23 protein-coding genes and 1 pseudogene are annotated in these 26,451 nt (G+C 61.9%); 14 read left to right on the top strand and 10 right to left on the bottom strand.

The genetic code is table 11. From position 1 onward, the window contains the following. Nucleotides 1-510: 510 nt before the first annotated feature. The 4 genes from U5775_RS20790 to U5775_RS20775 all read left to right on the top strand — a co-directional run bounded on the left by U5775_RS20790 (nt 511) and on the right by U5775_RS20775 (nt 5,887). Nucleotides 511-1,713: an alpha-hydroxy acid oxidase gene (locus U5775_RS20790; RefSeq protein WP_322059978.1), complete on the top strand. Its 1,203-nt coding sequence runs from the start codon at nt 511-513 to the stop codon at nt 1,711-1,713. 25 nt (nt 1,714-1,738) lie between these two features. Further along, nucleotides 1,739-2,581 (top strand): HpcH/HpaI aldolase family protein, encoded by an 843-nt coding sequence (locus U5775_RS20785; protein WP_322059977.1) that lies wholly within the window; start codon nt 1,739-1,741, stop codon nt 2,579-2,581. Then, nucleotides 2,574-4,085, top strand: a complete 1,512-nt coding sequence (locus tag U5775_RS20780; RefSeq protein ID WP_322059976.1) for an aldehyde dehydrogenase family protein — start codon at nt 2,574-2,576, stop codon at nt 4,083-4,085. The genes U5775_RS20785 and U5775_RS20780 overlap by 8 nt, the downstream gene beginning before the upstream one ends. 191 nt (nt 4,086-4,276) lie before the next feature. Further along, on the top strand, nt 4,277-5,887 hold the full coding sequence (locus tag U5775_RS20775; protein ID WP_322059975.1) for a carbohydrate porin: 1,611 nt from the start codon (nt 4,277-4,279) through the stop codon (nt 5,885-5,887). Between the two features lie 187 nt (nt 5,888-6,074). Here U5775_RS20775 and U5775_RS20770 read toward each other — a convergent pair whose 3' ends face one another. Further along, on the bottom strand, nt 6,075-6,740 hold the full coding sequence (locus U5775_RS20770) for a transposase (protein ID WP_322059974.1): 666 nt from the start codon (nt 6,738-6,740) through the stop codon (nt 6,075-6,077). Between the two features lie 140 nt (nt 6,741-6,880). On the opposite strand from U5775_RS20770, the pseudogene U5775_RS20765 reads away from it, so the two are divergent. Beyond that, a pseudogene (locus tag U5775_RS20765) lies at nt 6,881-7,240 on the top strand (transketolase family protein); the annotation flags it as partial. Between the two features lie 405 nt (nt 7,241-7,645). Here the strand turns inward: U5775_RS20765 and U5775_RS20760 are convergent. From U5775_RS20760 to U5775_RS20750, 3 genes are all read right to left on the bottom strand, one after another. After that, complete coding sequence (locus tag U5775_RS20760) at nt 7,646-8,476, bottom strand: DeoR/GlpR family DNA-binding transcription regulator (RefSeq protein WP_322059973.1); 831 nt, start codon at nt 8,474-8,476, stop codon at nt 7,646-7,648. Nucleotides 8,477-8,523: 47 nt separating this feature from the next. Further along, a complete protein-coding gene (locus U5775_RS20755) occupies nt 8,524-9,876 on the bottom strand; it encodes a gluconate:H+ symporter (RefSeq protein WP_322059972.1) in 1,353 nt (450 codons plus the stop codon). A 101-nt stretch (nt 9,877-9,977) separates the two neighbouring features. Further along, nucleotides 9,978-11,363, bottom strand: coding sequence for a homoserine dehydrogenase (locus U5775_RS20750; RefSeq protein WP_322059971.1), 1,386 nt, complete (start codon nt 11,361-11,363; stop codon nt 9,978-9,980). 193 nt (nt 11,364-11,556) lie between these two features. On the opposite strand from U5775_RS20750, the gene otnK reads away from it, so the two are divergent. The 6 genes from otnK to U5775_RS20720 all read left to right on the top strand — a co-directional run bounded on the left by otnK (nt 11,557) and on the right by U5775_RS20720 (nt 18,181). Further along, complete coding sequence (otnK, locus tag U5775_RS20745; RefSeq protein ID WP_322059970.1) at nt 11,557-12,849, top strand: 3-oxo-tetronate kinase; 1,293 nt, start codon at nt 11,557-11,559, stop codon at nt 12,847-12,849. 11 nt (nt 12,850-12,860) lie between these two features. Further along, nucleotides 12,861-13,508, top strand: coding sequence for an aldolase (locus tag U5775_RS20740; RefSeq protein WP_322059969.1), 648 nt, complete (start codon nt 12,861-12,863; stop codon nt 13,506-13,508). A gap of 60 nt (nt 13,509-13,568) precedes the next feature. Beyond that, nucleotides 13,569-14,930, top strand: a complete 1,362-nt coding sequence (locus U5775_RS20735; RefSeq protein ID WP_322059968.1) for an MFS transporter — start codon at nt 13,569-13,571, stop codon at nt 14,928-14,930. Further along, nucleotides 14,927-15,856, top strand: coding sequence for an amidohydrolase family protein (locus U5775_RS20730; RefSeq protein ID WP_322059967.1), 930 nt, complete (start codon nt 14,927-14,929; stop codon nt 15,854-15,856). The genes U5775_RS20735 and U5775_RS20730 overlap by 4 nt, the downstream gene beginning before the upstream one ends. Further along, nucleotides 15,853-16,797, top strand: a complete 945-nt coding sequence (locus tag U5775_RS20725; RefSeq protein WP_322059966.1) for an amidohydrolase family protein — start codon at nt 15,853-15,855, stop codon at nt 16,795-16,797. The genes U5775_RS20730 and U5775_RS20725 overlap by 4 nt, the downstream gene beginning before the upstream one ends. Before the next feature lie 85 nt (nt 16,798-16,882). Continuing rightward, nucleotides 16,883-18,181 carry an MFS transporter gene (locus U5775_RS20720; protein WP_322059965.1) on the top strand — a complete coding sequence of 433 codons (1,299 nt, stop codon included), beginning with the start codon at nt 16,883-16,885 and terminating at the stop codon, nt 18,179-18,181. Between the two features lie 1,204 nt (nt 18,182-19,385). On the opposite strand, the gene U5775_RS20715 is transcribed toward U5775_RS20720, so the two are convergent. Continuing rightward, entirely contained in the window at nt 19,386-20,297 is a 912-nt protein-coding gene (locus U5775_RS20715) for a LysR family transcriptional regulator (RefSeq protein ID WP_322059964.1), read from the bottom strand. A gap of 122 nt (nt 20,298-20,419) precedes the next feature. Here U5775_RS20715 and U5775_RS20710 point away from each other — a divergent pair, with 122 nt between their 5' ends. The 3 genes from U5775_RS20710 (at nt 20,420) to U5775_RS20700 (ending at nt 24,338) form a co-directional block, all read left to right on the top strand. Next, entirely contained in the window at nt 20,420-21,307 is an 888-nt protein-coding gene (locus U5775_RS20710) for an NAD(P)-dependent oxidoreductase (protein WP_322060060.1), read from the top strand. Nucleotides 21,308-21,325: 18 nt separating this feature from the next. Beyond that, complete coding sequence (locus U5775_RS20705; protein ID WP_322059963.1) at nt 21,326-22,837, top strand: aldehyde dehydrogenase family protein; 1,512 nt, start codon at nt 21,326-21,328, stop codon at nt 22,835-22,837. A 157-nt stretch (nt 22,838-22,994) separates the two neighbouring features. Beyond that, on the top strand, nt 22,995-24,338 hold the full coding sequence (locus U5775_RS20700) for a DUF3100 domain-containing protein (RefSeq protein WP_415913617.1): 1,344 nt from the start codon (nt 22,995-22,997) through the stop codon (nt 24,336-24,338). A gap of 35 nt (nt 24,339-24,373) precedes the next feature. Here the strand turns inward: U5775_RS20700 and U5775_RS20695 are convergent, their stop codons facing one another. The 5 genes from U5775_RS20695 to U5775_RS20675 all read right to left on the bottom strand — a co-directional run bounded on the left by U5775_RS20695 (nt 24,374) and on the right by U5775_RS20675 (nt 26,102). Then, on the bottom strand, nt 24,374-24,676 hold the full coding sequence (locus tag U5775_RS20695) for a hypothetical protein (RefSeq protein ID WP_322059962.1): 303 nt from the start codon (nt 24,674-24,676) through the stop codon (nt 24,374-24,376). After that, nucleotides 24,649-24,978: a CcdB family protein gene (locus U5775_RS20690; protein ID WP_322059961.1), complete on the bottom strand. Its 330-nt coding sequence runs from the start codon at nt 24,976-24,978 to the stop codon at nt 24,649-24,651. Before U5775_RS20690 ends, U5775_RS20695 begins: the two co-directional genes overlap by 28 nt. Continuing rightward, complete coding sequence (locus U5775_RS20685) at nt 24,978-25,268, bottom strand: type II toxin-antitoxin system CcdA family antitoxin (protein ID WP_322059960.1); 291 nt, start codon at nt 25,266-25,268, stop codon at nt 24,978-24,980. Before U5775_RS20685 ends, U5775_RS20690 begins: the two co-directional genes overlap by 1 nt. 211 nt (nt 25,269-25,479) lie before the next feature. Continuing rightward, entirely contained in the window at nt 25,480-25,818 is a 339-nt protein-coding gene (locus U5775_RS20680; RefSeq protein WP_322059959.1) for a type II toxin-antitoxin system RelE/ParE family toxin, read from the bottom strand. Then, nucleotides 25,818-26,102, bottom strand: coding sequence for a type II toxin-antitoxin system Phd/YefM family antitoxin (locus U5775_RS20675; protein WP_322059958.1), 285 nt, complete (start codon nt 26,100-26,102; stop codon nt 25,818-25,820). The genes U5775_RS20680 and U5775_RS20675 overlap by 1 nt, the downstream gene beginning before the upstream one ends. Nucleotides 26,103-26,451 lie beyond the last annotated feature (349 nt).

Genomic DNA, 26,451 nt, shown 5'->3' with positions numbered 1-26,451 from the left:
TTTTGGCATTGGTCGTGTGCGGGCAGGTTGCTCGCTATGGTCAGCTAACTGTAGTCCGCATGCCGGCAGGCCGCTGTTGTACGCTACTCCGCATCAGATGATGCCGGACGTCACTATTTCTTTGCGAAACCCGTCACGAATAGAACCGTTCAACACGGCACGCCCGTCAATGACCCGGTCGTCCATCTCTCGATAGGGGGGCCGGCGTGGCAACGGTGTCCGAGCGTGGCCACAACTCGTCATTGATTTTCCTTCTCATCCTCGCCGCAGATATCTCTCGAGTCTGGAGCCCATGTTTGCTTGGCAATTGTGAGCCAGGCGGGTTGCTATCGGAGCCGTACTGTTTCGTCGGACAACTCTTTCGCGAACAATTCGTTTAGCAGATTGTGCACTTCCGCATGGATAGAATGGGTTCATTCCAGTGGCAGCCCACGCACTTAGGTCCAGAATGACCAGACGTTAGATTGCGAGCGCTGTGAATGAACCGACGATATAGCACGAGCACAGAAAATGAATCTAGAACGCAGGGCAGAGTCTGCTTTTTCAATAGAAGATCTGCGCACCATTTCCATGCGGCGTCTTCCCAGGTTGGTCTTCGATTTCTTCGACGGCGGCGCTGAAGACGAAATTACCCTGCGCGCCAACCGCGAGGCGTTCGAGCAGACGAGAGTCGCACCTCACGTGCTGGTCGATGTTGCGACGGTCGCTACGCGTACGGACATTCTCGGCGTATCGGCGTCGCTGCCGATGGTCGTTGGCCCGACCGGTGGCGTCGATCTCGGTCGACGCGGTGGCGATATTTGCATCGCGAAAGCCGCCGCGAATATCGGCATTCCCTATACGCTTTCCACGCGTTCGAGCGCTTCGATCGAGGAGGTCGCCGATGCGGCACCGGGACGCCATTGGTTTCAGTCTTATATTCTTCAGGATCGGGAATTTCTGGCGAAGATGATCGATCGCGCACGCGCCGCCGATTACGAGGCATTGGTCATCACGGTGGATCTCGCGGTCGGCGGCAAGCGCGAGCGCGATCTGCGAAATGGATTCAGTGCGCCGTTCAGGCCGACGCGAGCGGGGCTTGTCGATCTCATTCTGCATCCGCGCTGGTCTATCGATATGCTGGTCCGCGGCACCCCCCCGGCTGGAAACCTGCATGGACTGGAGGGCGATGCGGTACCGAGGTCAACCCTGGCTTCGGCGGCGGGACGCGACTACGATCCATCATTCGATTGGGATCGACTGGCTGCACTTCGCGATAAATGGCCGAGAAAGCTCGTCGTGAAGGGGGTATTGAGGCCGGACGACGCGGAGCGCCTCGATCGTATCGGGTGCAACGCTGTCGTGGTCTCGAACCATGGAGGACGTCAGCTGGATACGTCGATGGCAACGTTCGATGCGCTGCCTGCCGTGGCGGCTGCAGCAGGGAAGATGGAAGTGATGCTCGACGGAGGGATCAGACGGGGTGTCGATATTTTAAAGGCACGTGCGATGGGGGCCAACGCCGTGCTGCTCGGCCGCGCGACGCTATTTGGAGCCATCGCCGCAGGGGAGCCGGGCGCGCGCAGGGCGCTCAATATTCTCGAAGACGAGTTGCGGAGGGCCATGCAGTTGTGCGGTGTGCCGGACATCGCGCGCGTCGATGCGTCTGTGCTGGTCAACCAATCCCATATCAGGGAAGAGAAGACTCGTTTTTACGATCTTGCATCTGCCTGATGCATACCAGGCGAGTAGCAAAGTGATGAACGACTATCCGGGAATCGAGATGAACTTGGCGCAGCTCACGCGTAACAGTGTCAAGGAAAAACTGTCCGCAAAGGGCACCGTTTTATCCATGACAGTCACCTTCGGCCGGGGATCGGAGATAGCGCGCGTCGCGAAGGCGGCGGGCTTCGATAGTTTATATGTTGACCTCGAGCATTCGACTATCGATCTGCGTGATGCCGGGCAGATATGTCTGGCTGCGCAGGAACTCGGCCTGACGCCGTTCATTCGCGTGGCGGATTGGCGAGGCGCCGACATCGGACGTGCCCTGGACGCTGGAGCGATGGGCATTATCGCTCCCCATGTGGAGACAGCGGAAGACGCCCGCGAAATCGTTCGACAGGCTCGGTACTTTCCGCTAGGCGAGCGCTCTGCATCGCCGCAATTGCCTTTGCTCGGTTATCGTCAGTTTCCGGTCGATGATGTTTTTCGGGCGGTGAACGACGCGACGATGGTGACGGTAATGCTCGAATCCGAGCGGGCGCTCGATAACCTCGAAGCAATCGCCGATGTGGACGGAGTCGATATGGTGTTTGTAGGCACATACGATCTGTCGATGGATATGGGAATTCCCGGCGATGTCTGTCATCCGCGCGTACGGTCCGCGTTACGGCATGTTGTCGAGACTTGCCGCCGTGCAGGAAAGTTTGTCGGTATTGGCGGAATGGCGGGACAACCCGACGAGTTGTCGATATGGATAGCCGCTGGAGCGCAGTTTATTTCGTGTGGAACCGATCTCGGATTCCTGATCAAAGGCAGCACGCTGGCTGCTCAGCGCATCGGCGAAATTTCTTCGAAGGTAGAACAACGTCATGAATGAATCCGGCGTATCTCAACTGATTCCCGTGTTGCCAGTGGTCAATGAATTTATGGCGCGCCGGCACGGATTGTGGATCGACGGCGAATATGTCGAATCGACGGGCAATCGACGTCTCGATGTATTCGACCCATCGACAGGAAAAGTCATATCGAGCGTAGTCGATGCCAGCTCCGCGGATGTAAGCCGGGCGGTCGAAGCCGCCCGACGCGCCTTTACCCCGTGGGCGCGATGCCGTCCGGTCGATCGGGAGCGACTACTGCTCAAACTCGCCGATATTGTCGAAGCCAATAGCGAGGCGCTGGCGCAGTTGGAAACACTCAATCAGGGGAAGTCGATCCATGCTTCGCGGGCGATCGAAGTGGGTGGATCGGTCGAATACATCAGATACATGGCCGGATGGGCCACGAAAATTGAAGGGACATCGTCGGATCTGTCAATTCCGATTCCAAAGGGGGCACGCAATCTCGGGTTGACCTTGCGCGAGCCGGTCGGAGTGGTCGGCGCAATTGTCCCATGGAACTTCCCGCTCTCGATCGCCGTCTGGAAGCTGGCATCCGCGCTGGCGTGCGGCTGCACCATCGTTCTCAAGCCATCGGAGGACACCCCGCTTACGGCACTTTATCTGGCCGGGTTGACACGCTCCGCAGGCTTTCCACCCGGTGTCGTCAATGTGGTGACGGGGAGCGGCATCAACGCAGGCGCTGCACTGGCCAGTCACCCGGATATCGACAAGCTCACGTTTACCGGTTCCACGGAGGTGGGCAAGGAGATCGGCCGTATGGCGCTTGGCAACATGACGCGATTCACGTTGGAGCTCGGCGGCAAGAATCCAATGATCGTCATGAATGATGTCGACCCTGAACAGATTCTGCCGGGCCTCATGGGCGGCTGTTTCTTCAACCAGGGGCAGGTGTGCGCCGCCGGCTCGCGTCTCTATATTCATCGCGAGATTTTCGACAAAACGATCGAGCATCTGGTGGCTTCGATGAAATCAATGTCGCTCGGCCCCGGATTGAATCCTTCGGCAGCGCTGCAGCCGCTCACTTCGGAACGTCATCGCACCCGTGTTTTGAATGCGGTCATGACGAGTCGTGCAGAAGGTGCCGAGGTCATCACCGGCGGCAACGTACCAGAACGCGATGGGTACTACTTTGAACCGACGTTGCTGATCAATCAGGCATCCACGAGCCGGGCAATGCAGCGGGAGATTTTCGGTCCTGTGATCGCCGCCGTTCCGATTGGATCGCTTGACGAGGCCATCGGAATGGCGAATGACAGCCAGTATGGTCTTGCGGCAAGTATCTGGACAAATGACCTGAACGGTGCTTTACGTGCTGCGCGAGAAATTGAAGCGGGCACGATCTGGATCAACAGTCATATCCCTCTGGATCCAAGCCTGCCTTTCGGCGGAGTCAAACAGTCTGGCTATGGACGGGAGCATGGGAGAGGAGCCATTGAACAATATACTGAAATCAAATCGCTTGTCATTCCTGTTTTTCATTGATTTTTTATAAAGCTGCTTCTTATATTCATTTTTTATTCATATCTGGATTTCATTCGATGGGTCGCCAATAGTAGCGGCGTGGCCGCATAGCTGTGCTGCGATGGCCTGATCACCTTGCTTACCACGCGAAATGCCGCTCATCTCCAACGAGAGGTGACGGGAGAATTTTATAAAAAAATAGGAGACGACAAATGTCATCGAAAGGGTGCGAGTTTTTTCAGCGGCGTCAGCCGGCTTCATTGCCGCTTTCGGCGATTTTTTCTGCGGCGATGCTCGCGAGTGGCGCGGCCATGGCGCAGCCTGTGCCCGACGCTTCGGCGGTCACTGGCTCAGCCAGCCTGGTAGATAGGGCTACCGCGGGTTCCGTGGCTTTACCTGATCCGCAGTCCGTTTCAGGTTCCGAATTGCATGCGGCTTCTCCGCAGCCGGAAGGCCCGGCATTGACGGTCGCTCAAGAGAGCGGCCCGGCCAAGTTGGTGTCCACGGATCGTCCGGCCGTGCAACAGGGCATTCCGTCGACGGATCAGCTTGGCGTATCCCACATTGGCGATGCGGCGGCGGAGGCTGCCGAAAGCACGCGCCACGGACCGTTGTCGAGCGTGGGCCAGATGCTGAACAACTGGGGCTTCACGCCGACGCTGAACCTTGTGCAGATGTATCTGGCCAACCCGAGCGTGGGCCAGCAGACCGGCAATCATGAGGCGTTGACGTTCATCGCAGTCGGTGGCGACTTCGACATGCAGAAGATCGCGGGTTTCCCAGGTGCAACGATTCACTTCCAGCAACTCTTCGTGCCATCGACGGTCAACCTCGGCTGGGGCCAACAGGTGGGCGACGTGCTGGCCAATGTGGGCCCTTATGTGCCCAAGGTTTCTCACCTCGCGCTGTTTACGTGGGAGCAGAAGGCTTTCCACGACAAGCTGGACTTCGAATTTGGCAAAACGAATTCCGGCCTGTATTTCGCGGCACCCGTTTGTAACCAGGGCTTTGGTTGCCAGAGCCTGATCCTGCAGCACAATGCCGGCATGAATCCGCCGATCTATGTGAACTGGGGCGGCCGTGTGCGCTACAACCTGACGCCAGCGTTGTCGGTGCAGGCAGGCATGTGGCGTTCGAACCCGGCGTTCCCGTTCACGAACGGCTGGGAGTGGACTGACAGCGTGCCTGACAGCAACGTGTACCTCGCGAACGTCGTATATCGGACCACGTATCAAACCGATCCCTGGCCCAAGAGCTACGAGCTCATGTTTTACTACAATACGAGCACGCAGACGGATCCGTTCACACTCGGCACACACAAAGGCACATCAGGCATCTATTTCGGCGGACGTCAGGTGGTGTATCGTGCGGATGGCGGTAAGGCGGGCGTGTCCGACCCGACTGCGGTGTCACTGTTCGCCACCGCCACGGGGAGTTTCGATTCCCATTCGTCCACGGGGCTCGAAATGACCGGCAGCGCGGGCGTAATCGTCGAAGCACCGTTGCGTAGCCGGCCGCACGACAGCATCTCGCTTTCTTTCAACTGGGCTACCTTGACACCGCACGAGCAGGCGTTCCTCCAAAATCAGAATATCGAGGCTGGCGGCACGGGCTATACCGTGGGTCGCACGCAATATGGTGTGAAGCTGGACGCCAATATAGCGCTGACCCGCAGCATTCTTCTCAGCCCCTATGTCATGCGAACCTGGAATACGAACACCTGGGGTAACCCGTCTTATGCGGGAACGCCGAAGAATGGCGTTACTGTGGGCGTGTTGGCTATAGTGTTTTTTGACAGGATGCTTGGATTGACCGATCATTGACATCAGGAGAGCGTATCTAGTACAGCGTTTCTTTAAAAAGCTACATTCAGACCATCGGGAAATCGAAGCTTTTCCCGGCATTCTCGTCAGCAATGCGAATCGAATTGACGTGACTGTTCATGGCGTACTGTGCCATGAATGACCTGCACGCCATGATCTAACGCTCAGAAGTAGTGGCGCAGGTTGATCATCGTATAGGCGAGCGTCTTGAACGCGTAGTGCGCCTCACTGATGCGTTCAAAGCACAGTAGCAGGCGGCGAAACTTGTCTTCCCAGGCAAACACGCGCTCAATGGTGCGAAAGCGTGCTCTTCGAAGATTGCCGGATTGAAGCGGCGCTTGCGACCGCGCTTCAAGATTTTGTGCGCACGCAGGTTCTTGGGAATGTTGGGAACCATGCCGCGATTGAAAATCACTTTGCGGTTGACCCGACAGTCGTAGACGCCATCCAGACTGACGATGGCACCTTGCAGATCCATGCCGATAGCGCGCGCTATCTGGCTGAGCCGGGGCAGTGCATCACGCAGCAGGAGCGATTCGTTGCGGTTGCCGGCAGCGATAACGAACGGCGCGATGACGTTGCAGTGGCGATCGAAAAAGGCCACCACCTTATCGCCTTTGAGATGTTGGTGGCCGCTGAAGCTGAGGTTATCGCCATCCTTTTTCGCTGCTGTCGTCGTGCCATTGCCGTGAATGACCGCCAGATCAAGCAGCTGGTCATCATGAAGCCTGCGAACCGAGTTGGAAAAGATTGCATCGATACAACCCATGGGCTGCCAGCGACGAAACGTCCGGTAGATCCGCATGTAGTGAATCTCGGGCAGTCCTTGAGCATTCCTGTCGATCGGTGGCATTTTCCACTGACACCCCAAGGGGCCAGATGGGGCAAGACAAACTGCTCGAACTGTGCTTCGCTTAATTTCGTTGGAAATGGTCGCTGTCGGTCGGCATTTTCACCGCCATTCCGTATCTCTGCGCAATCATTGCGTTGCCGCTGATCGGCATTAGCGCGGACCTTGGCAAGTACACCGATCTGCACATTTTCGCGAAGGAGTTTCCCGAGCGTTACTACCAGATGGGCATGGCCGAGCGACTGCTGATGGGCGCGGCAGCCGGCTTCGCCCACGAAGGTGCGCAGCCGTTCGTCACGACGTACGCCGTGTTTGCGACGCGTCGCGCGTACGATTTCATCCATCAGACGATCGCCGAAGACAACCTTGATATGAAGATCGTCTGCGCGCTGCCTGGGCTTACGACGGGTTACGGCCCGAGCCATCAGGCCGCCGAAGACCTCGCGCTGGTGCGCGCGATGCCGAACATGACGGTGATCGATCCGTGCGATGCATTCGATATCGTCGGCACGAATGCCTACGGGCTCCGTCCTATGCGTACTGCCTCGACGAGGTGCATTATGTAATGCCGCCGGGCGCAAGCACACTGGACTGCCGGCCAGGCGACCCATGCCGAGCAACTGTGTCAGCGCGAGCTGGCCGTCGCACCGGAACGCGGCGATTGGGCAAGCGTCGCCGCGAGCGTCGGCGAAGAGTTGACGCGATTCGTCGAGCGCGGGGCGTGCCGTCCGCGAGCGCACTTCGCTGGATGTCGCTGAAATCCAGCACGTCACGGCTCACTTACGTCACGGCTCATTTCGACCACCTCGCCCCTTTCGGATATAGCGATTTTTCCACACGGACTTTCTCGCCTCAATTGTCGCGGCCGCCTTTGCGTCGATTAAGACCAATCGACACTTCCGCGCCCGCTACGAATCGACTGCCTTCTTGCCGGCGGACGCCAGCTTCAGCGACAGCCCCGCCGCATGAATGCCTGAAGCCGCAGCCTCGGGCAGCGCCGAGTCGCTGACGATATGGTCGAAGCGCTCCAGCCCGGCAATCTTGTACGTGCTGAAGGTGCCGTATTTCGCACTGGTGGCGAGCAGCACGGTTTGCTCGGCCACGTCCATCGCCGCGCGCTTCACGTCGATCTTGGGCGGCGAGGGCGTGGTCACACCACGGCGCAAGTCCCACGAACTGGCCGAGATGAACGCGACGTCCACGGCAAGCTGACGCAGCGTGGCCGCGGCGAGTTCGCCGACGCTCGACTGATTCGCATGGTCTAACAGGCCGCCGGTGTGGATCGCGGCGACATGCCCGGCGTTCATCAGCTCCTGCATGATCGGAAAGTCGTTGGTGATGACCGTGATGTCGGGCAGCGCGAGAATGTGCGGCACAAGCGCGAGCGTGGTGGTGCCCGCGTCGAGATACGTCGTCATGCCGGGCCGCAGAAACGACGCCGCGATTTGCGCGATGGCGCGCTTTTCCGTGGGATCGATCAGCGTCTTCGAAACGTGGCTGGGCTCGGTCGCCAGTTGGCTCGCCACGCGCACACCGCCCGGCACCGAATGCACGAGCCCTTCGCGCTCCAGCAGCGCGATATCGCGCCGTACCGTCATGTGCGAGCAGCCCAGCGACTCCATCAACTGATGCAGCGACAGCACCTTGTCGCGCCGCAGCAGGCGCAGCATGGCTTCGCGCCGCTGATCGGGAATCAGCGGCGCCGTTGGGGTTTCGTCGGGTTTGGTCTTGCTCGACATACGGAATCTCTGCGGGGCCGTTCGGAACGCCGCTATGTTAACCGATGTTAATGGCCGATAAACGTGCTCAGCAGCATCACGCCCGCGAGCCCGACCATCGATTGCAGCGAGAGCATGAGCGTCCAGGTACGAAACGTCTGCGCGACGGAGAGCTGGAAGTATTCCTTGAACAGCCAGAAGCCGGAATCGTTCACATGCGAGAGCATCACCGCGCCCGAGGCCGTCGCCAGCGCCATCAGTTCCGGCGAGACGCCCGGATGCGCCACGATGAGCGGCGCGACGATACCGCTGGCCGCCACCGTCGCCACCGTCGCCGAGCCCACGCAGATGCGCAGGAGTGCCGCGAGCGCCCAGGCGAGCAGCAGTGGACTGACCGCCCAGTGCATCGAATGCTCGACGATGATCGTGTCGAGGTGAATCGACTTGAGCATCTCGCTGAAGCCGCCGCCCGCACCGAGAATCAGCAGGATCGTGCTGAGCGGCGCCACGCCCTTGTTGACCATTTTCTGCATCGCCGCCAGTGCGTAGCCGCCGCGCACGCCCAACGCGAACCACGCGAACACCACGGCGGCGAGCAGCGAAAGAATCGGGTCGTTGAGCGCCTGGAAGAACACGAATGCGCCGCTGTCTTTCGCGACATGTCCCATGCCTACCGTGCCCGCCAACATCAAGCCGGGCGGAATCAGCAGCGAAATCACGGAGAGCGGCAGCGAAGCCGTCGATTCCCGCACGTCCTCGCCGCGCGTGCCGCCGGGGCCCGCCGCCAGATCGGGGGCCGGGCCGAAGAAGCGCCGCGCCGCGAGCGTGAATAGCGGGCCGCAGAGAACCGCGCCCGGAATCGCAATCGTCAGTCCGTAGAGCAGCGTGAGCCCGGTATTCGCGTGATAGGCCGAAACCGCCTGCGTGGGCGCCGGATGCGGCGGCAGCAAACCGTGCGACACGTACAGGCCCGCCGCGACCGGCAAGCCGATATAAAGCAGATGGCTCTTCGTGCGCCGCGCGATCGTGTAGACGAGCGGCGCGAGCATGATGAAGCTCACATCGAACAGATGCGGCATGCCGACCAGTAGCGCCGCCGCGCAGATCGTCCAGGGCGTGAGCCAGAGCGGCCGCTTGCCGACGAATGCATTGGCGATGCGATCCGCGCCGCCCGTGCCGATCAGCATGCCGCCGAGCACGGCGCCCAGGCCGACGACCGGTCCCGTACGCGCGAGCGCACCGCCAAAGCCTTTGGTGAAACTTTCGATGCTGTGTTCCGGCGTGACGCCGGCCAGAAGGCCGAGCCCGAGCGCCGACAACGTCAGCGCCACGAACGGGCTCAGCCGTAGGCGCACGATCAGGACGATCAGCACGACGATGGCGCTCACAGCCATCGCGATGGTTGCGACCTCTCCCCGCATGGTGTCTCCCTGTATTTATTGCGCGTCGCTGCGTGGGCTCAGGCGCGCGTCGCTGCAAGCGCGGCGACGACGCGCTTGCCATGCTGCGTTGGCCGCCGATCTTACTTCGCGCCGGCTTGCCACGCGGCCAGCAGCGCTTCGTCCACGTTTTGCAGATGATCGAGCGTCAGCAGTTCGCCGGCCGCCACGTCGCGCGCGAGCGTCGCGTGCGCCGCCAGATAGAGCGGCGCGACATTCGCGCCCGCCGCTTCGCGCGGCAGCAGCACGGCTTGCACGCCCGTCACGTCGTGATGATGGCCGCCCATGTGCAGCACCGCGCCCGACTTGATGTCGCCCGTCGCGCGACCTGCCAGCACCGCGCATTGGATCGGTTGCGCGGCGCCCGTCGGACGGCCGTGCAGCACGGCTTCGAGCAGCGTGATCGGGGTCTCGACGCCCATGAAGTGATACGGCAGATAGAGGCACGCATAGCGGCCGTTGCGGCTCACCACATGGCCCTTCTGCGCGAGCAGCGACCAGGTGGGCGCGTCGGTCGTGCGCACGACCACGAACACGCCGCCTGCGAAACTCGCCTCGTCCGGGCGGCGCAGCATATTGAACACGTCGATCACGCCCGTGCGCGAGAGCACGCCGCCGTCTTCGCGCAACGCGTAGATATCGGCGAGTTCGGTGGTGCGCGCGACCGGGTAGTGCAGCAGTTCGACGTCGGGCACGAGACCCGTGTTGGTCGCCACCACTGTCATCTCGCAGTAGTCGGCCGTAGCCGAGGTCTTGCGGCCGCGCAACGCTTCGCGGCGCGCGGCGAGCGTGGCGGCGACATCGTCGCCGAGCGTCATCAGGTTCGCGAGTTCGGGTGCGGCAAAGCGCTGATCGAGCTGCGTCACTTCGCCGGTGGCCTCGTCGAACACGAGATCGTATTCGCTCGACTTGCCCGCCGCCACGATGTCGAGGCCCAGCGTGCGCGCCCACGAGACCCAGCCGATCAGGTTCGACGGCTGGTCGCCGTCCGCCGTGGTGTAGACCACGCCTTGCTGCGCCGCGAATTGCGCGAGCGACACGCCCGCCACGGCGTCGACTTCCTTGCTGACCATCGCGACATGGCGCTTCGCTTCGAGCGCGGCGCGCGCGGCGCGGTAGCCGACCGACGGGTTGCCCGTGCCTTCGACAAGAATGTCGAAGGCGGCCGGATCGAGCAGCGCCACGTCGCGCACCAGCGCGATCTGGCCCGGCGAGAGTGCGCGCACGCTGGCGGCGTCGCTGCATTCGACGAGCGACGCTGCTTCGTAGCCGAGTTCGATGCACAGCGCGCGCAGGCCCGCGAGATCGAGATCGCAGAGCACTGTCGGCGCGAGACGGTCGATCAGGCGCGTTTGCGCGAGCAGCGTGCGCGCGAAGCCGCCGCCCGCGCCGGTCAGCGCGTAGCGGACCACCGGCGTGACGGGCGAGCGGGCTACGGAAGCCGCGCGGAAAAGCAGTTCGAAGTTCATAAGGGGTGTCCCCAGTGGTTGGGCGGCCGCTCGGCTGCGGACTTCGCCGGCGAACGGTTGCGCGAGCTACGGAATCGCACGTTGTCTGAACGCGAATTTAACTTTCACTACCATTTACGTCAACTTTTATATCAATCTTTAACATATTAGAACATTAAGGCTATAATCGGTTGACATTGAGGAGAAGAAGGCAATGACCCCTATTCCAGAAACCGCCCCGAACGCGCCGCTGCTCGGCTGTATCGCGGATGACTTCACCGGCGCGACCGACCTCGCCAGCATGCTGGTGCGCGGCGGCATGCGCACGGTGCAGCTCATCGACGTGCCGCGCGACGCGGAGCCCATCGCGGCGGACGCCCTCGTGGTCGCGCTCAAGTCGCGCACGATCCCCGCCGAGGAGGCCATCGCGCAGTCGCTCGCTGCGCTCGCGTGGCTTCAGGCGCAGGGCTGCCGCCAGTTCTATTTCAAATACTGCTCGACTTTCGACTCGACGCCCGCCGGCAATATCGGCCCCGTCGCCGAGGCGCTCATGAAGGCGCTCGGGACGGATTTCGCCATCGCCTGTCCCGCGTTTCCCGAGAACGGCCGCACGGTGTATCGCGGCTATCTGTTCGTCGCCGACGCGTTGCTCAGCGAATCGGGGATGGAAAAGCATCCGCTCACGCCCATGACCGACCCGAACCTCGTGCGCGTGCTGGCCGCGCAAAGCACGCTGCCCGTCGGCCTGCTGCGCTACGACGCGATCGCCGCTGGCGAGCAGGCCACGCGCGAGGCGACGGCGAAACTGCGCGCGCAAGGCGTGGGCCTCGCGATCGCCGACGCCGTGTCGAACGACGACCTGCACGCACTGGGCCGCGCTTTCGCCGACGCACCGCTGCTCACGGGCGGCTCGGGTCTCGCCATCGGCCTGCCGGACAACTTCCGCCGAACCGGTTTGCTCGGAGCTGGCGAACAGGCCGCGCAACTGCCCGCCGTGGGCGGCCGCGCGGTGGTGCTCGCCGGCAGCAGCTCGCGCGCGAGCCAGGCGCAGGTCGCACACTGGCGCGCGAGCCGCCCCGCGCTGCGTATCAACCCGCTCGCGCTCGCCGCTGGCGAGCCAGTGGTGGAAGCGGCGCTCGCCTTCTTCGATCAACACCCCGACCAAACCGTGCTGATCTACGCGACGGCCGCGCCCGACGAACTGGGCGCGATCCAGGCGCAACTGGGCGTCGAACGGGCAGGGCAACTCGTAGAAGGCGCGTTGGCCACCATCGCGCGCGAACTCGCGCAGCGCGGCGTGCATCGCTTCGTGGTGGCGGGCGGCGAAACCTCGGGCGCGGTGGTGCAGGCGCTTGGCGTGTCGCGGTTGCGCATCGGCGCACCAATCGATCCGGGCGTGCCGTGGACGCTCGGCGACAGCGCGCAAGGCCACATCGCGCTCGCGCTCAAATCCGGCAATTTCGGCGGCACGGACTTCTTTACGCGCGCCCTCGCGCTTCAGTCATGACCAGGATCTCCATGAATCAGGAAAGCACGTTGCGCGAAGAGATCGCGCGCATCGGCAAAAGTCTCTTCGATCGCGGTTACGCGGCGGGCACGGCGGGCAACATCAGTGCGCGGCTCGACGACGGCTGGCTCATCACGCCCACCGACGCCTGTCTCGGCGACCTCGATCCCGCGCGCATCGCGAAGGTGAGCACGGCCGGCGAATGGGTGGCCGGCGACAAGCCGTCCAAGACGCTCGCGCTGCATCGCGCCGTCTACGACCATCAGCCCGACATGCATGCGGTTGTCCATACGCATTCGACGCACCTCGTCGCGCTCACGCTTGCGGGCGTGTGGCGCGCGGACGATGTGCTGCCGCCGATCACGCCGTACTACGTGATGAAGGTCGGCCACGTTCCGCTGATTCCGTATTGCCGCCCCGGCCACCCGCAGGTGGCCGAGCGCGTGCGCGAACTCGCGGGCAGCGTGCGCGGCGTGCTGCTCGAACGGCTCGGGCCGGTGGTGTGGCATCGCAGCCTGCGCGAAGCGTCCGCGATGCTCGAGGAACTCGAGGAAACGGCGCGCCTCGTTCTGATGATGCAGGCACAAGGCAGGAGCGTCGAGCCGCTCGGTGAGGACCAGATCGACGAGTTGCGCACGACGTTCGGCGCACGCTGGTAGACGGCGTCTTCGCTGGCGACACCATCCACGCCGTCGACACAACGATATCCGGAGGAGACCATGCAAACCGATACCGACGCCCATGCGCTTTCGTCCACGCACGGCAAGCCGCGCTCGCTGCGCGCGCTGCTCGCCACCACGCGCTGGCGCATGATCCTGATGCTGTTCGCGCTCTACACGGTGAACTGCATCGACCGCATGTCGCTCTCGGTCGGCATGCCGTCGATCGTGCATGAATTCGCGCTGAGCCCGGCCATGCAAGGACTCATTCTCTCGGCGTTCTTCTGGACCTACAGCACGTTCCAGATTCCCGCGGGCTGGGCCGCCGACCGCTTCGGCGCGCGCCGCATGATCGGCATCGCCGCGGTGCTGTGGGGCGGCTTCCAGTGTGTTGCCGGTTTCGCGATCAACGGCGTGATGCTGCTGCTCACGCGTATCGGTCTCGGCGTGTTCGAAGCGCCCTATATGCCTTCCGCGACCAAGCTCGCCGCCGCGTGGCTGCCGCCCGGCGAACGCGCGCGCGGCCTCACGCTGATCGACAGCGGCGCGCCGCTCGGATCGGCGGTGGGCGGGCTCGTCATCAGCGCGCTGATCGGCGCATCAGGCTCGTGGCGCACCGCGTTCATCGTGGTCGGCATCTCGACCGTGGTGCTCGGCGTCGCCGTGTATCTGATGCTGCGCGAAACGCCCGAACAGCACGCGCGCCTCGACGCCGAGGAAGCGCGCGAGATTCGCGAAGCCAAGCGCGTGGCCGGCGAAATGCCGGGCGGCGCCGCGCGCGCGCCGCTCACGCGCGGCACCCTCGCCGCCATGGTGATCGGGCGCATCGGCTGGGCCACGGTGTTCTTCGGATTGGTCACTTGGGGTCCTAACTATCTTTCAGCGGGGCGTGGATTGGATATCCGCAGCATGGGCATTGCCACGTTCGCGGTCTTCCTCGCGGGCGCGCTGGGGGAAATTCTCTCGGGCGCGATCGCCGACTGGCTGCAACGCGTGATGCCGCGCGCGCGGGCGATGAAGCTGCTGTTCGGCGTATCGGGCGGCATGTCGCTGTTGTGTCTCGTTGCGCTGCCGTTCGTCGAGGACGTGCGCCTCGCCGTGGTCGTGCTTGCCATTGGTGTGTTTTTCCACCTGTGGGGCGGCCTCTACTGGCTGATTCCCGCGATGCTTGCGCCGCGCGAGCAAGTCGGACTGGTGGGCGGCGTGATGAACTTCGCGGGCACGAGCGGTGCGATCGGGGTGCCTGTCGTAGTCGGCGTGATTGTGCAGATGACGGGCGGCTATCACATGGTGCTGCTGTTTCTCGCGGCGAGCGCGCTGACCTATCTGATCGGCTCGCTGCTGATCGACTTCGGCGCGACGCCGGTTGCGAGCGATGCGAGCGCAGCCGGCGATGCAACGCGCACGGCGGAACGCACATGAACACGAAGTACGACGGCCCCATCGTCGACGCGCACCAGCACTTCTGGACGCTCGCGCGGCGACATCATCCGTGGCTCGCGCCGGGCGTGCGTGTGCCGCACCGCTACGGTGACTACGAGGCCATCAAGCGCGACTATCTGCCCGCCGATTACCGCCGCGATGCGGCCGGTCACGACGTGGCCGCCACCGTCTACGTGGAAGCGGAATGGGACCCGGCCACGCCGCTCGATGAAACGCGCTTCGTTACGGCGCTCGCGCGCGAGCACGGTTTGCCGAACGCGATGGCCGCGCAGGCATGGCTCGATGCGGCCAATGTCGCCGACGTGCTGGCCGCGCAAAGCCGCTTCGAACTCGTGCGCAGCGTGCGCCACAAGCCCGCGCACGCGCATGCTTCATCCGGCAACACGCTGATGTCGAACGGCCGCTGGCGCGACGGCTACGCGCAACTCGCGCAATACGGCCTGCATTTCGAACTGCAAACGCAGTGGCATCACCTGCGCGAAGCGGCGGCGCTCGCGCGCGATTTCCCCGACACGCTGCTGATCGTCAACCATGCGGGCGTGCCCGGCAACCGCTCGGCCATCACGCTGCACGGCTGGCGCGAAGCGCTTGCGCCGCTGGCGGCGCTGCCGAACACGGCCGTGAAGGTGTCCGGTTTGTGCGAAGCCGGCCAGCCGTGGAGCGTGGAAGCGAACCGCGAAGTGCTCGGCACGCTGCGCGAACTGTTCGGCGCGCAACGGCTCATGTTCGGCAGCAATTTTCCCGTCGACGGCCTGTTTCTCTCGCTCGACGCGCTCATCGACGGCTTTAAAGCGCTGGTGTCGTCGTGGAGCACGGCGGAGCAGCGCGCCTTTTTTCACGACACGGCGACGCGGGTGTATCGGCCCATCGACTTGTCGAATCTTTCTGCAAAGGTTTCACGATGACTTCCACGGCAAGCAGCAACGCATCGAACAACGCGCTCGGTTTCGACCTGCCGATCTTCGACGCGCACCATCACTTCTGGGATCTCGCCGAGGGCCATTTCCCCTGGCTCACCGACGACTACGACGAGCACTTCTTCCTCGGCGACTACCGTCGGATGTGCCAGAACTTCCTGCCGCCGCAATATCGCGCGGCGACGGCGGGCTTCGACGTGATCGGCACCGTGCATGTGGAAGCGGAACGCTCGCGCAGCGAGCAGGTGCAGGAAACCGAATTCCTCACGCGACTGAACGCGGCAACGGGCTTGCCGAGCGCCATCGTCGGTCATGTGTTCTTCGTGCAGCCCGACTGCGAAGCGGTCCTCGCGGGTCACGCGAAAAGCCCGCTCGCGCGCGGCGTGCGCTCGAAGCCGGAAATCTCGTCCGGTCCCGGCGATTCGGTGCGTGGCCAGCCCGGCACGATGCAGGACGAGGCGTGGCTGCGCGGTCTCGCCATGCTCGAACGCTTCGGCTTTTCGTGGGATTTGCGCGTGCCGTACTGGCATCTGGAAGAAGCCGCCGAAGTCGCGCGCGCGTTCCCGAATACGCCCATCGTGACCAACCATCTGGGTTTGCCGCTCGACCGTTCGGATGCGGGTGTGGCGATCTGGCGGCACGGGATGCAGGCGCTGGCGGATTGTCCCAACGTGTTGCTTAAGGTATCCGAGCCAGGATTGCCAAACGGAACCTGGGACAGTGCGAGCAACCGCCGCGTGATTCGCGAGGCGGTGGATCTGTTCGGCTTCGAGCGGTCGATGTTCGCGAGCAACCTGCCGGTGGGCAATCTCTCGGCGAGCTTCACCGAGATCGTCGCCGATGTGATCGGCGCGTTGCCACACGCGACCGAAGGCGAGTTGCGCGCACTGTTCGCGGGCACGGCGCAGCGGTTTTATCGCGTCGGCTGAGAAAGTCACGCACGAGCGGGCACGAGCAACGCTCGATCAAGTCGCGCACGCGCTGCGCGCGTAAAAAACATATCAGGAGACAAGCATGTCCATCGACGAAAACGCGCTGTTCCGGAAGGTCTCGTTACGCATCTTGCCGGTGCTGATGCTCGGCTTTTTCTTTTCTTATTTGAACCGCGTGAATGTCGGCTTCGCGAAATTGCAGATGGCGAACGAACTGCAATTCAGCGACGTCGTATATGGTTTCGGGGCGGGCATTTTCTTTGTCGGCTACTTTCTGCTGGAAATACCGAGCAACATCATCCTGCATCGCGTAGGCGCGCGGCGCTGGATCTCGCGCATCATGATTACGTGGGGCTTGCTGTCGTGCGCCACCATTTTCGTGCGCACGCCGATGCAGTTTTATGTCATGCGCTTCCTGCTCGGTCTCGCCGAAGCGGGGTTTATTCCGGGCGCGATCTACTACATGTCGCAGTGGTTTCCCGCGGCGCGGCGCGGGCGCGCATGGGGCACGTTCTATATCGCGCTGGCTTCTTCGGGGGTGATCGGCGGGCTGATGTCCGGCTCGATTCTCGAATTCTTCTCCGGGCTCGGCGGCCTGAGCGGCTGGCAATGGCTGATTCTCTGTGAAGGGGTGCCCACCATCCTGCTCGGCGTGTATATCTTCTTGCGCATGAGCGAGCAGATTCGCACGGTCAACTGGCTGAGCGACGCCGAGAAGAACTGGCTGAGCGACGCGATGGCGGCCGAAGACCGCGTGAAGGTGGCGCACGGCTTCGGCGCGCTGCTCGCGAACGGCTATGTGTGGGCGCTCGTCGCGATCTACTTTCTCTACAACGTCGGGCTTTACGCGATCAGCTTCTGGATGCCCACGCTCATTCAGCGCATGGGCGCGAAGGACGCGCTCGCGATCGGCCTGCTCAACGCCGTGCCGGGTCTTTGCGCGATCGTCTGCATGCTGGCGTTCGGTTATAGCGCCGATCGCTTCCGCGAGCGTAAATGGCATTTGATTGGGGCATTTTCGTTGGCGGCGGCGGGCTTCGTGCTGAGCGTCGTGTGGCAGCGCGAGCCGGTGCTCGGGATTGTTGCACTGTGCGTCGCCAACATGGGTGTGCTTTCGATTCCCTCGCTGTTCTGGGCCGTGCCGACTTCGTTCTTGAGCGGCGTGACGGCCGCCGCCGGTATCGCGATGATCAACTCGATCGGCAATCTCGCGGGCTTTGTTTCGCCATACATGATTGGCTCGCTCAAGGAGATGACGGGCCGCACCGATGTCGCGCTGTATGTGGTGGCAGGTGGCCTCGTGCTGGGCGCGCTGCTCGTGGCTGCGGTGATGCAGACGCGCAAGGGGCACCGGGGGCTCGCGGCTAAGGTATCCCGTTGAATCGTTGCCCTGTCTCGGGGCGGTGACGGGGTCGGCAGTGGGGAGTGTGATGAGGTGATCGCGAGATTTTTCATGAATGGCGACAGGGGAGGCGAGAAGCGCCTGTCGACCCAACTAGATGTGCGAATGACTACTGGCCGTATGTGGGAGGAGGACTATCGGGGGATCTTGATGCGCTGATGGTCGATACAGTTTGTCAACGATCCGCAGGTTCGGGTTGATCGCCTGGCCGACGGGCACCCGGACATAGCAGACTGGGGTCGACGTGCTGGGACGCGCGATGCTGCACGCTCACTCCTTGATGCTCCAAGAGCGGCAAATGATCTTATAGCGCGGCCCGTCATCAAATGTGATCATCGGATGACAGATCGATAGTCGCTCTATCTGTCTGCCTTTTCGGTGCTTCGGACTTTGTCCGGTCGCGCACTGTCGAGACAGACGAGTTTTGCGTAAGCCAGGTTGAACATAGCAGCGGTGCATGAGAGGTCACAAATGTGCACTTGCAGGATTCCACCCTGGTGAACTGAAGCACAATTTCTTTGGCGGCCTCGTTGTCACCTTCGACCCAAAGCCTCAATGCACATTCGCGAAGTTGAAGGACTACGAATTCTTGGCTATGCAGTAAAGCTGAGGCTGCCACAGGCAGTTGTCAGTGTTCTTTCATCGGTTCAGCTCTCCGGCGCGAGTCATTCGCACTCCTATAATCGCCTCGATTGCCGCGATCCAGGTACTGATATCGAATGTCTCTTCCTGGCGTGCGCCGTGCAAAGGCAGCGCTTTTCCTCGGCGTGGTCAGGGATGACCAATCGGACGCCGGTGAGGGACAGGCCGGGCGCCTTGGGGTGACGGAGAGGCCCGTATTACCGTTGAAGCCGGTGTAATGCTGGTGGAGGGAAGGTGCCTTGGTTCAAGACCAACGCAATACGTAGTGAGGACGTGGAGATTGGGCGACCTGTCAACTCCGATTCGTGTTCAGAAGCTGCAGATGGCGTTACACGCGAAAGCGAAGGCAGAAGCCGGGTATCGCCTCTACGCGGTGACGACAAGGTCTATTGCGAGGATGTGCTGGCGCACGCGTGCGCCTAGTGTCGCTCTAACAAGGGCGCGCCGGGTGTCGATCGGCAAGACTTCGCGGAGGTCGAAGCGTCCGGGGTGCAGAAGTGGCTCGGCAAACTGGGCGCGTGCCGCTCTCCTGTGCCGGCTATTAGCGGAACGCAGTCATCTGCGAAGACATCATCTGCAGCATCTTGTTTGCGGCCACCGACAATTTTCGTCCCACACGTGTCACCAGATGCGCCTCGGCATTCTCAAGAATTGGATGTTCAATCGGAATAGCCGTCAGCTCTCCGGCTTCCAGCTCGGTGGCAACGGCAAACGCCGGCAATACCACGATGCCCAGTTCCGACTTCGCGAACTGTTTCATGATGTTGATGGAATTGGTCGTGACCAACGGGTCGAGGCTGATCCGCTCGGCAAATTCCACGGCCTGGAGCATTTGCCTCGTTCCGTAGGTGGGGTGAGGCGCCGCCAAAGGATAGGAAGCGAGTTCCTGCACGCTCAGGCTCTTCCTGTTGATTGTGCGCGCCATCTGCATGCCGACGATGGCCATCATCGGTTGCTGGCGCGCCGCCCGCGAGACGATGCGCGCCTCGTTCGGCGGGTTATAGACGAGGCCGATCTCACCCTCGTCTTCCGAAATTCGTCTCACGACGTCGTTCGTGCTGCCGAGGTCGAGATTGACCTTGATGTTGGGGTACTGTCTGCAGAACTGTTGCATGGGCCCCGACAACATGTCGGAAACGAATCCCTCACCCAGCACGACGTTCACGTGCCCCGTGCGCAAGCCTCTCAACTCCTGCAGCCGCGAGAGCAGGTCGTCCCGATGGGCGCGCTGCTCCCGAAAGTACTCGATGACGTACTCACCCGCTTCGGTCGGCGTCACGCCCCTTGAGTGCCGCTCTATCAGGGCCGCATCAAGTTCTTCTTCGAGAAGGCTGATCTGGCGGCTAACCGCCGAAGGTGCGACGTTCAGCCAGTCCGCGGCGGCCCGAATCGTGCCAGACCGTACGGCCTCGAAGAAATAGGCGATACGGCTCTCCGTGAGGGCGTTGTTCATATCGAGTGTTCGAATAATTAGAACGGAGACGATATTGGCATTTATTGTTTGAATACGTCAAGAAGCCGAACATCACAGACATCGGAGGCCAGCTATGTCATCCGAATACACATTTGCCGGAACTGCAGAGGAGCGCATCAATGAAAAAGGTAGGCGTCGTCGGACTGGGAAACATGGGCCGCGGCATGGCGTTGTCGGCAAAGCGTGGTGGCTTTACGGTGCTCGGGTTCGACGCCAACGAGGAAAGCGTGCGCGCGCTCGGCGACGAAGGGGTGCTGCCCTGCGCGTCGATTGCGGACATCGCGAGCCAGGTTGAGGTGCTCATTCTCTCGCTGCCTACCTCGGCAATCGTCGAGGAGGTCGTGTTCGGCGAAGGCGGCGTGCTGGCGAGCGCGAAGCCGGGCCTGATCGTAATCGACACCACCACGGCCGACCCGAACAGCACGCGCAAGGTGGCGGCAGCCCTCAAGGAGGCCGGAGTCCGCTTCATCGACGGCCCTGTGAGCGGTGGCCCGAAGGGTGCCGCGACCGCGACGATGACAATGGTGCTGGGCGGCGCCGACGAAGACGTCGCCGCCGTGCAGCCGCTGCTGAGCGCCATCAGCGCCAAACAGGTGCATGTCGGTCCGCCGGGCGCGGGCCACGTCACGAAGCTGATCAACAACCTGCTGACGGGCGTCCATCTTCTGGTGACGAGCGAGGCCGTGCGCGCTGCGGAGGCGGTAGGTGTAGACAAGGAACGCCTCATCGAAGCGCTTAGCGGCGGTTCCGGCAAGAACAGCGCGACGCTGACCAACTACCCGACCTGGATCCTGAACGGCAAGTTCGATTCGGGCTTCACGATGAAGCTGATGCGCAAGGACATGCGCCTGGCAATGGCGCTCCTCGAGAGCCAGGGCGTGTCCGCGCCCGTCGCGAAGGAAGCGGGGCGGCTCTGGGCCAACAGCGAAGCGTCGATCGCCGATGCCGAGGACTTCAACCGCATCGTCGAATTCGTCGAAAAGCACTGAACGAAACAGGAAGCAAACATGGCACAGCAAATTGCAGATACCCTGCTTGAGGCATTCAAGCACTTCTTCCCGAACGCGAGCACGGTCGGCTCCTATGTGAATGGCGACCTGGTCGCCGGCAACGGCGAGCTTGTCCAGCTCTACGACGCCGCGACGGGCGAGAGAAGCCTCGCATACAAGGATGGGGGCGCCGAAGTCGTGGCGCTGGCCGCGTCCGCGGCAACGGCTGCACAAAAGGCGTGGTGGGCGCTGACCCACGCCGCGCGCGGCCGTGTGATGTTCGAAGTCGCACGCGAACTAAGGAAGCACGCGGAGCCGCTGGCCCGCCTGGAGTCGCTGGGTTCGGGCAAGCCGATTCGCGACTGCCGCGGCGAAGTCGCGAAGGTCGCCGAAATGTTCGAGTACTACGGTGGCTGGGCCGACAAGTTTTATGGCGAAGTCATTCCGGTTCCGACCTCGCATCTCAACTACACGCGCCGTGAGCCCGCCGGTACGGTTCTGCAGATCACGCCGTGGAACGCGCCGGTCTTCACGTGCGGCTGGCAGCTCGCGCCCGCCATCTCGATGGGCAACGCGGTTCTGCTCAAGCCGTCCGAACTCACGCCGTTCAGCTCGCTCGTGGTCGGCATGCTGGCCGAGAAAGCGGGTGTGCCGAAGGGCCTCATCAACGTGCTCGCGGGCTATGGTCAGACCGTAGCTCAAGCGGCGATCGCCAACAAGGCCATCAAGAAGGTCGTGTTCGTCGGCTCGCCGGCAACCGGCGCGCGCATTGCGGAAGCGGCTGCGAAACGTGTTTTGCCCTGTGTGCTCGAACTCGGCGGCAAGTCGGCGAACATCGTGTTCGAAGATGCCGACCTCAAGCGCGCGGCGCTCACGGCTCAGGCTGCGATTTTCGCGGGCGCTGGCCAAAGCTGTGTGGCGGGTTCGCGTCTTTTGGTACAGCGTTCCGTTTATGACGAGTTCGTCGCGATGGTGTCGAACGGCGCAAAGAAGATCAAGGTCGGTATGCCCACCGATGATGCGACGGAAATCGGCCCCATCTGCAATCGTACGCAGTACGACCATGTCATGAAGATGATCGCAAGCGGCGTGGAGGCGGGCGCAACGCTCGCGGCCGGCTCGACGGAACGCTCCGACGCGGGCTACTTTGTCTCGCCGACGGTGCTTGCGAACGTGGACAACTCCATGGACGTCGCCCGCACCGAGATTTTTGGGCCCGTGGTCGTTGCGATTCCGTTCGACACGGAAGAGGAAGCCATCCAGATCGCCAACGACACGGAGTTCGGTCTTGCCGGTGCGGTGTGGACGAAGGACGTGGCGCGCGCGCATCGGGTGGCCGGCCAGATCAACGCGGGCACGTTCTGGGTGAACGGCTACAAGACCATCAACGTGGCCTCGCCGTTCGGCGGTTACGGCATGAGCGGCTATGGACGCTCGAGTGGCGTCGAAGCGCTCTACGAATACACGCAGACGAAGAGCGTCTGGGTGGAAACGGCGAAGGATCCGGCAACCGCGTTTGGATATCTCTGACCAGCAGCCCCTCCGGGCAGAGCACAGCGCCTGGAGTGGCAACTATTGAGCGAAATAAAAAACAAATAGGCCGGGTTGGCCGGGGCCTCGCCGGAAGCTGAAGCGCGGGTAACCGCGCATATGAGGCCTCGCGTTAGCCTGAAACCACGGAGGAGGCATGGAACATACGATGATGACGGAAAGCACGGGAAGCCATGGTTTCACGGGTGCGAAGCTTCTGGTCTATGCGGCAGCAATCCTGGTTGTCGCGGAATTCATTGGGTCATTCACGTTTAGCGTCGGTCCCGGCAAAGTCGTTTTGCTGCCGATGATCTGGGCGCTGTTGATGGGCGGAGCGCTTGGTCTCTTTTCCGGGCGCAGGAAGAGCGATCTGCGTCTCGACATCAGGACGCAACTGCTCGCCGCTGCGGTCCTGCAGCCAGCGCTGCTGCTCTTCGTTTCGAAGCTGGGATTAATGGTCGGAAGCGCGCTGCCGAAGCTCGCCGCGTCGGGATGGGCGTTGGCCTTTCAGGAACTCGGCCATTTCGTCGGGACCATTCTCCTCGGGCTACCGCTTGCATTGCTTCTCGGCATTAAACGCGAAGCCATTGGCGCGACGTTTTCGGTGGGCCGCGAACCGAGCCTTGCCATCATCGGCGAAAAGTACGGAATGGACTCTGCCGAAGGGCGGGGCGTTCTTGCAGAGTACCTGACCGGCACGGTATTCGGCGCGGTCTTCATTGCGATCTTTGCCGGCTTCGTTGCGAGCCTGCACATCTTTCATCCGCTTGCGCTCGCCATGGGTTCGGGCGTGGGATCGGGCAGCATGATGGCGGCGGCGTCCGGCGCGATCGCGGCGCAGCAGACGCCGGAGATGGCGAAGGACGTCATGACCTTCGCGGCGGCGAGCAATCTCATTACGACGACCGTCGGCACGTACTTCACACTGTTCATTTCACTGCCGATGGCGCTGTTTGGCTACCGCGTGCTCGAGCCACTCATCGGCCGCACGACCCGGGCGTCGAGTGCATCGAACGCGGCGGTTGATTCGCGCCCGAAGCTCGGAGACGTTCAGACCGAAGCGCCGGTTCTCGGCTTTACGGGCAAGCTCGCTGCATGGGTGCTGACCGCCGTGCTTTCGCTGGTCTGCGACTGGATCACGCACGGCACGCCGCTGCTGCAAGGCTTGCCTGGCATGTGCTTCATGGTGCTTGCCGCGGTCCTTGGCGATCTGTTTGCCACGGCGACTGGCAGAAAAATTCCCGCTGTCTGCTGGGTATCGATCGTCGCTATGTTCATGACCTCTCCGCTTTGCCCGTGGGCTGCCCAGATTGCGGCACTGAGCGCGAAGAACGATTTCCTCGGCGTGACAACCCCGATGTTGACGTTCGCGGGCCTCTCCGTTGCCAAGGACATCCCGGCATTCCGCAGGCTTGGCTGGCGTATCGTGCTGGTCTCGTTCGTCGCGAACGCCGGTACGTTCCTCGGCGCCGCGCTCGTCGCCCAGATCTTTCACGTTTGATTTTCGAAAGGTCCCGCGTTCCGGGCGGGGCCGAGTCATTCACCATGGCATTTATTGCTGGAATCGAGGCGCATGCGTCCGAAATACAGGCTATTCGCCGGGACATTCATGCGCATCCGGAGGTCGGATACGAATGCCGAGCTCACCAGTTCCGGCACACGTCCTGCGAATTGCTCGCTCAACTCGGCGCCAATCAATAACCCCATGCTGCGGACTTCCCGGAACATGCCCAGCCGCGAGTTAAGCGAGCGCAGCGCAGAAAGGAAGTAGTCGCCGCCTTTGCGTACGCCTTTGAGAACATTCGGCTTGTTTACCAGTTCGATGACTTTTTCGCCCACGGCGGCGTGAGGATGTCGGGCATTACGCCATATTCCATATACGCGTATAGCAACCCAGATCGTCCTACACTGACTGTGCCGAGCAACGGCATTTCCAGCACGAACGCTTCTCCCTCGATCTCGATGATGGGCGAGAGATCCTGCGCAACCTTGCTCGTCGTATAGTTGCCGGCTATGCGCGTCAAGGGAATGATTACGCGCGATATGAGATTACCGAGGTAATCGCTTTGCGCGTCGAGCAGAAACGGTGACTTGGCCCTGGATCTTGTTGAGGGGTTGTTGTAAAGATCAAAACGCGCCATCAAAACATCCGATAGTCTTCCAGGGGCAAGCCGTCACGCTCGATACGTGCATTCATTTCAGCAATGAAGCCCGCGTTCTTTTTTGCCCAGGTACGAGCCTCGGCCGCCTGAACCTCTTCGCGCAAGCCGCGTTCACTTGCCCGCGAAACGTTGACGTTCAGTTCCCTGACACGCTCGAGCAGATCCGTCGGAAGCGAAACGTTGGTGGGTTTGCGCGTAACCTTTGCTGGGGCGTGTGCTTTAGCGGCCCGCTTGAGGGCATCGAGTTGCGCCCTGGGCGTATTGATCATGTGCATCTCCCATGCGCATAAACCATGCACATAGTTTGCCATGCTCTCCGGCGCCGGAATAGTTTCAGACTGACTACTTATTTACGTCAGACCCCAAAAAATTGGTAATTGGCGCACCGCGCGCACGCGCGCGGCATGTGCTGGACATTTTTGCGTTTGGCACCGGTCCAGCTGTCTCCCGAGATGCGCGCAGGGCCGCCGTGCGGCCCCGTTACATTAGGCGAAGCACGATTCTTTGGAGGAGCGACGGCAGGTCGCGTCGCACATCGACCACGAGATGAACGAAAACGATATTGTCACGGACCTGATAAATGATCCGGTTTTTGCCGGACAGGGCTTGCCGGAAACCGTCCTCCAGGAAGCCCTCAAGCTCGGCAGGCGCATGACCGCTAGCGGGGAACTGGCGGATATGGGTGATCGTTTCCTGCAGTTGCGCGGATGTCTGACGCCATGTTTCCCATCCGAACGTGCGGACGACATAGTTTCTGAGCTCGTCGATGCCGATCCGCGCGGTCGGAAGGATGCGGTATTTCAGCAACGGCGCCGCCATCAGCGGAGCTTTTCCTGACGGTCGAGCTCGTTGAGCTCCGCGAAGAACTCGTCGCCATCGACGTGATCCCCGCGCTCGATCTGCTTCTGGCCGATAGCCAGGATTTTCAGGAGCGCGAGGGTTTGCTGCGTCGATTCGTAGGTTCGCACATCCTGGACGACGAGCTTCGCCTCGCCGTTCTGCGTGATGACGAGCGGCTCTCCAGACTCCGTCAGGTCCTTTACGATTTGCGCCGCTTCGCTTTTGAGGTAACTGATCGGCTTCACATGGTCGGCAAGATGCATCAAGCGCTCCGGGTAAGGTTCACATAGGACTGAATTTAAACCATTAACGGTTCGATGACAAGCTTCCCACCTGCATGTCGAGGTTGAATTTAACATAAGTAAAGTTATCAACTTTTCATTTTGTAGTGGCCAGGTTGAAATGTCCGCTTTGGGGGTGCGGCGGAATCCCTGTCCAGGTTGACGCGCACGCCCGCGTGAGACATCGACCAGGGGCGAACCATGAATGGACGTGAGCCGATCGCAGCAAGCATATGCGAACTCGACAGCCCGCTATGCCCGGATCGATCAATCCGCCGTTGTCGACCACAAGCGCCTGAAGCAAATAGCAAATCGGCGCGGACCAACGCTC

This window comes from Paraburkholderia sp. J63 (genome assembly GCF_905220245.1).
In the GTDB taxonomy this organism is placed as follows: domain Bacteria; phylum Pseudomonadota; class Gammaproteobacteria; order Burkholderiales; family Burkholderiaceae; genus Paraburkholderia.
This window is presented reverse-complemented; position numbering and strand designations above follow the sequence as displayed.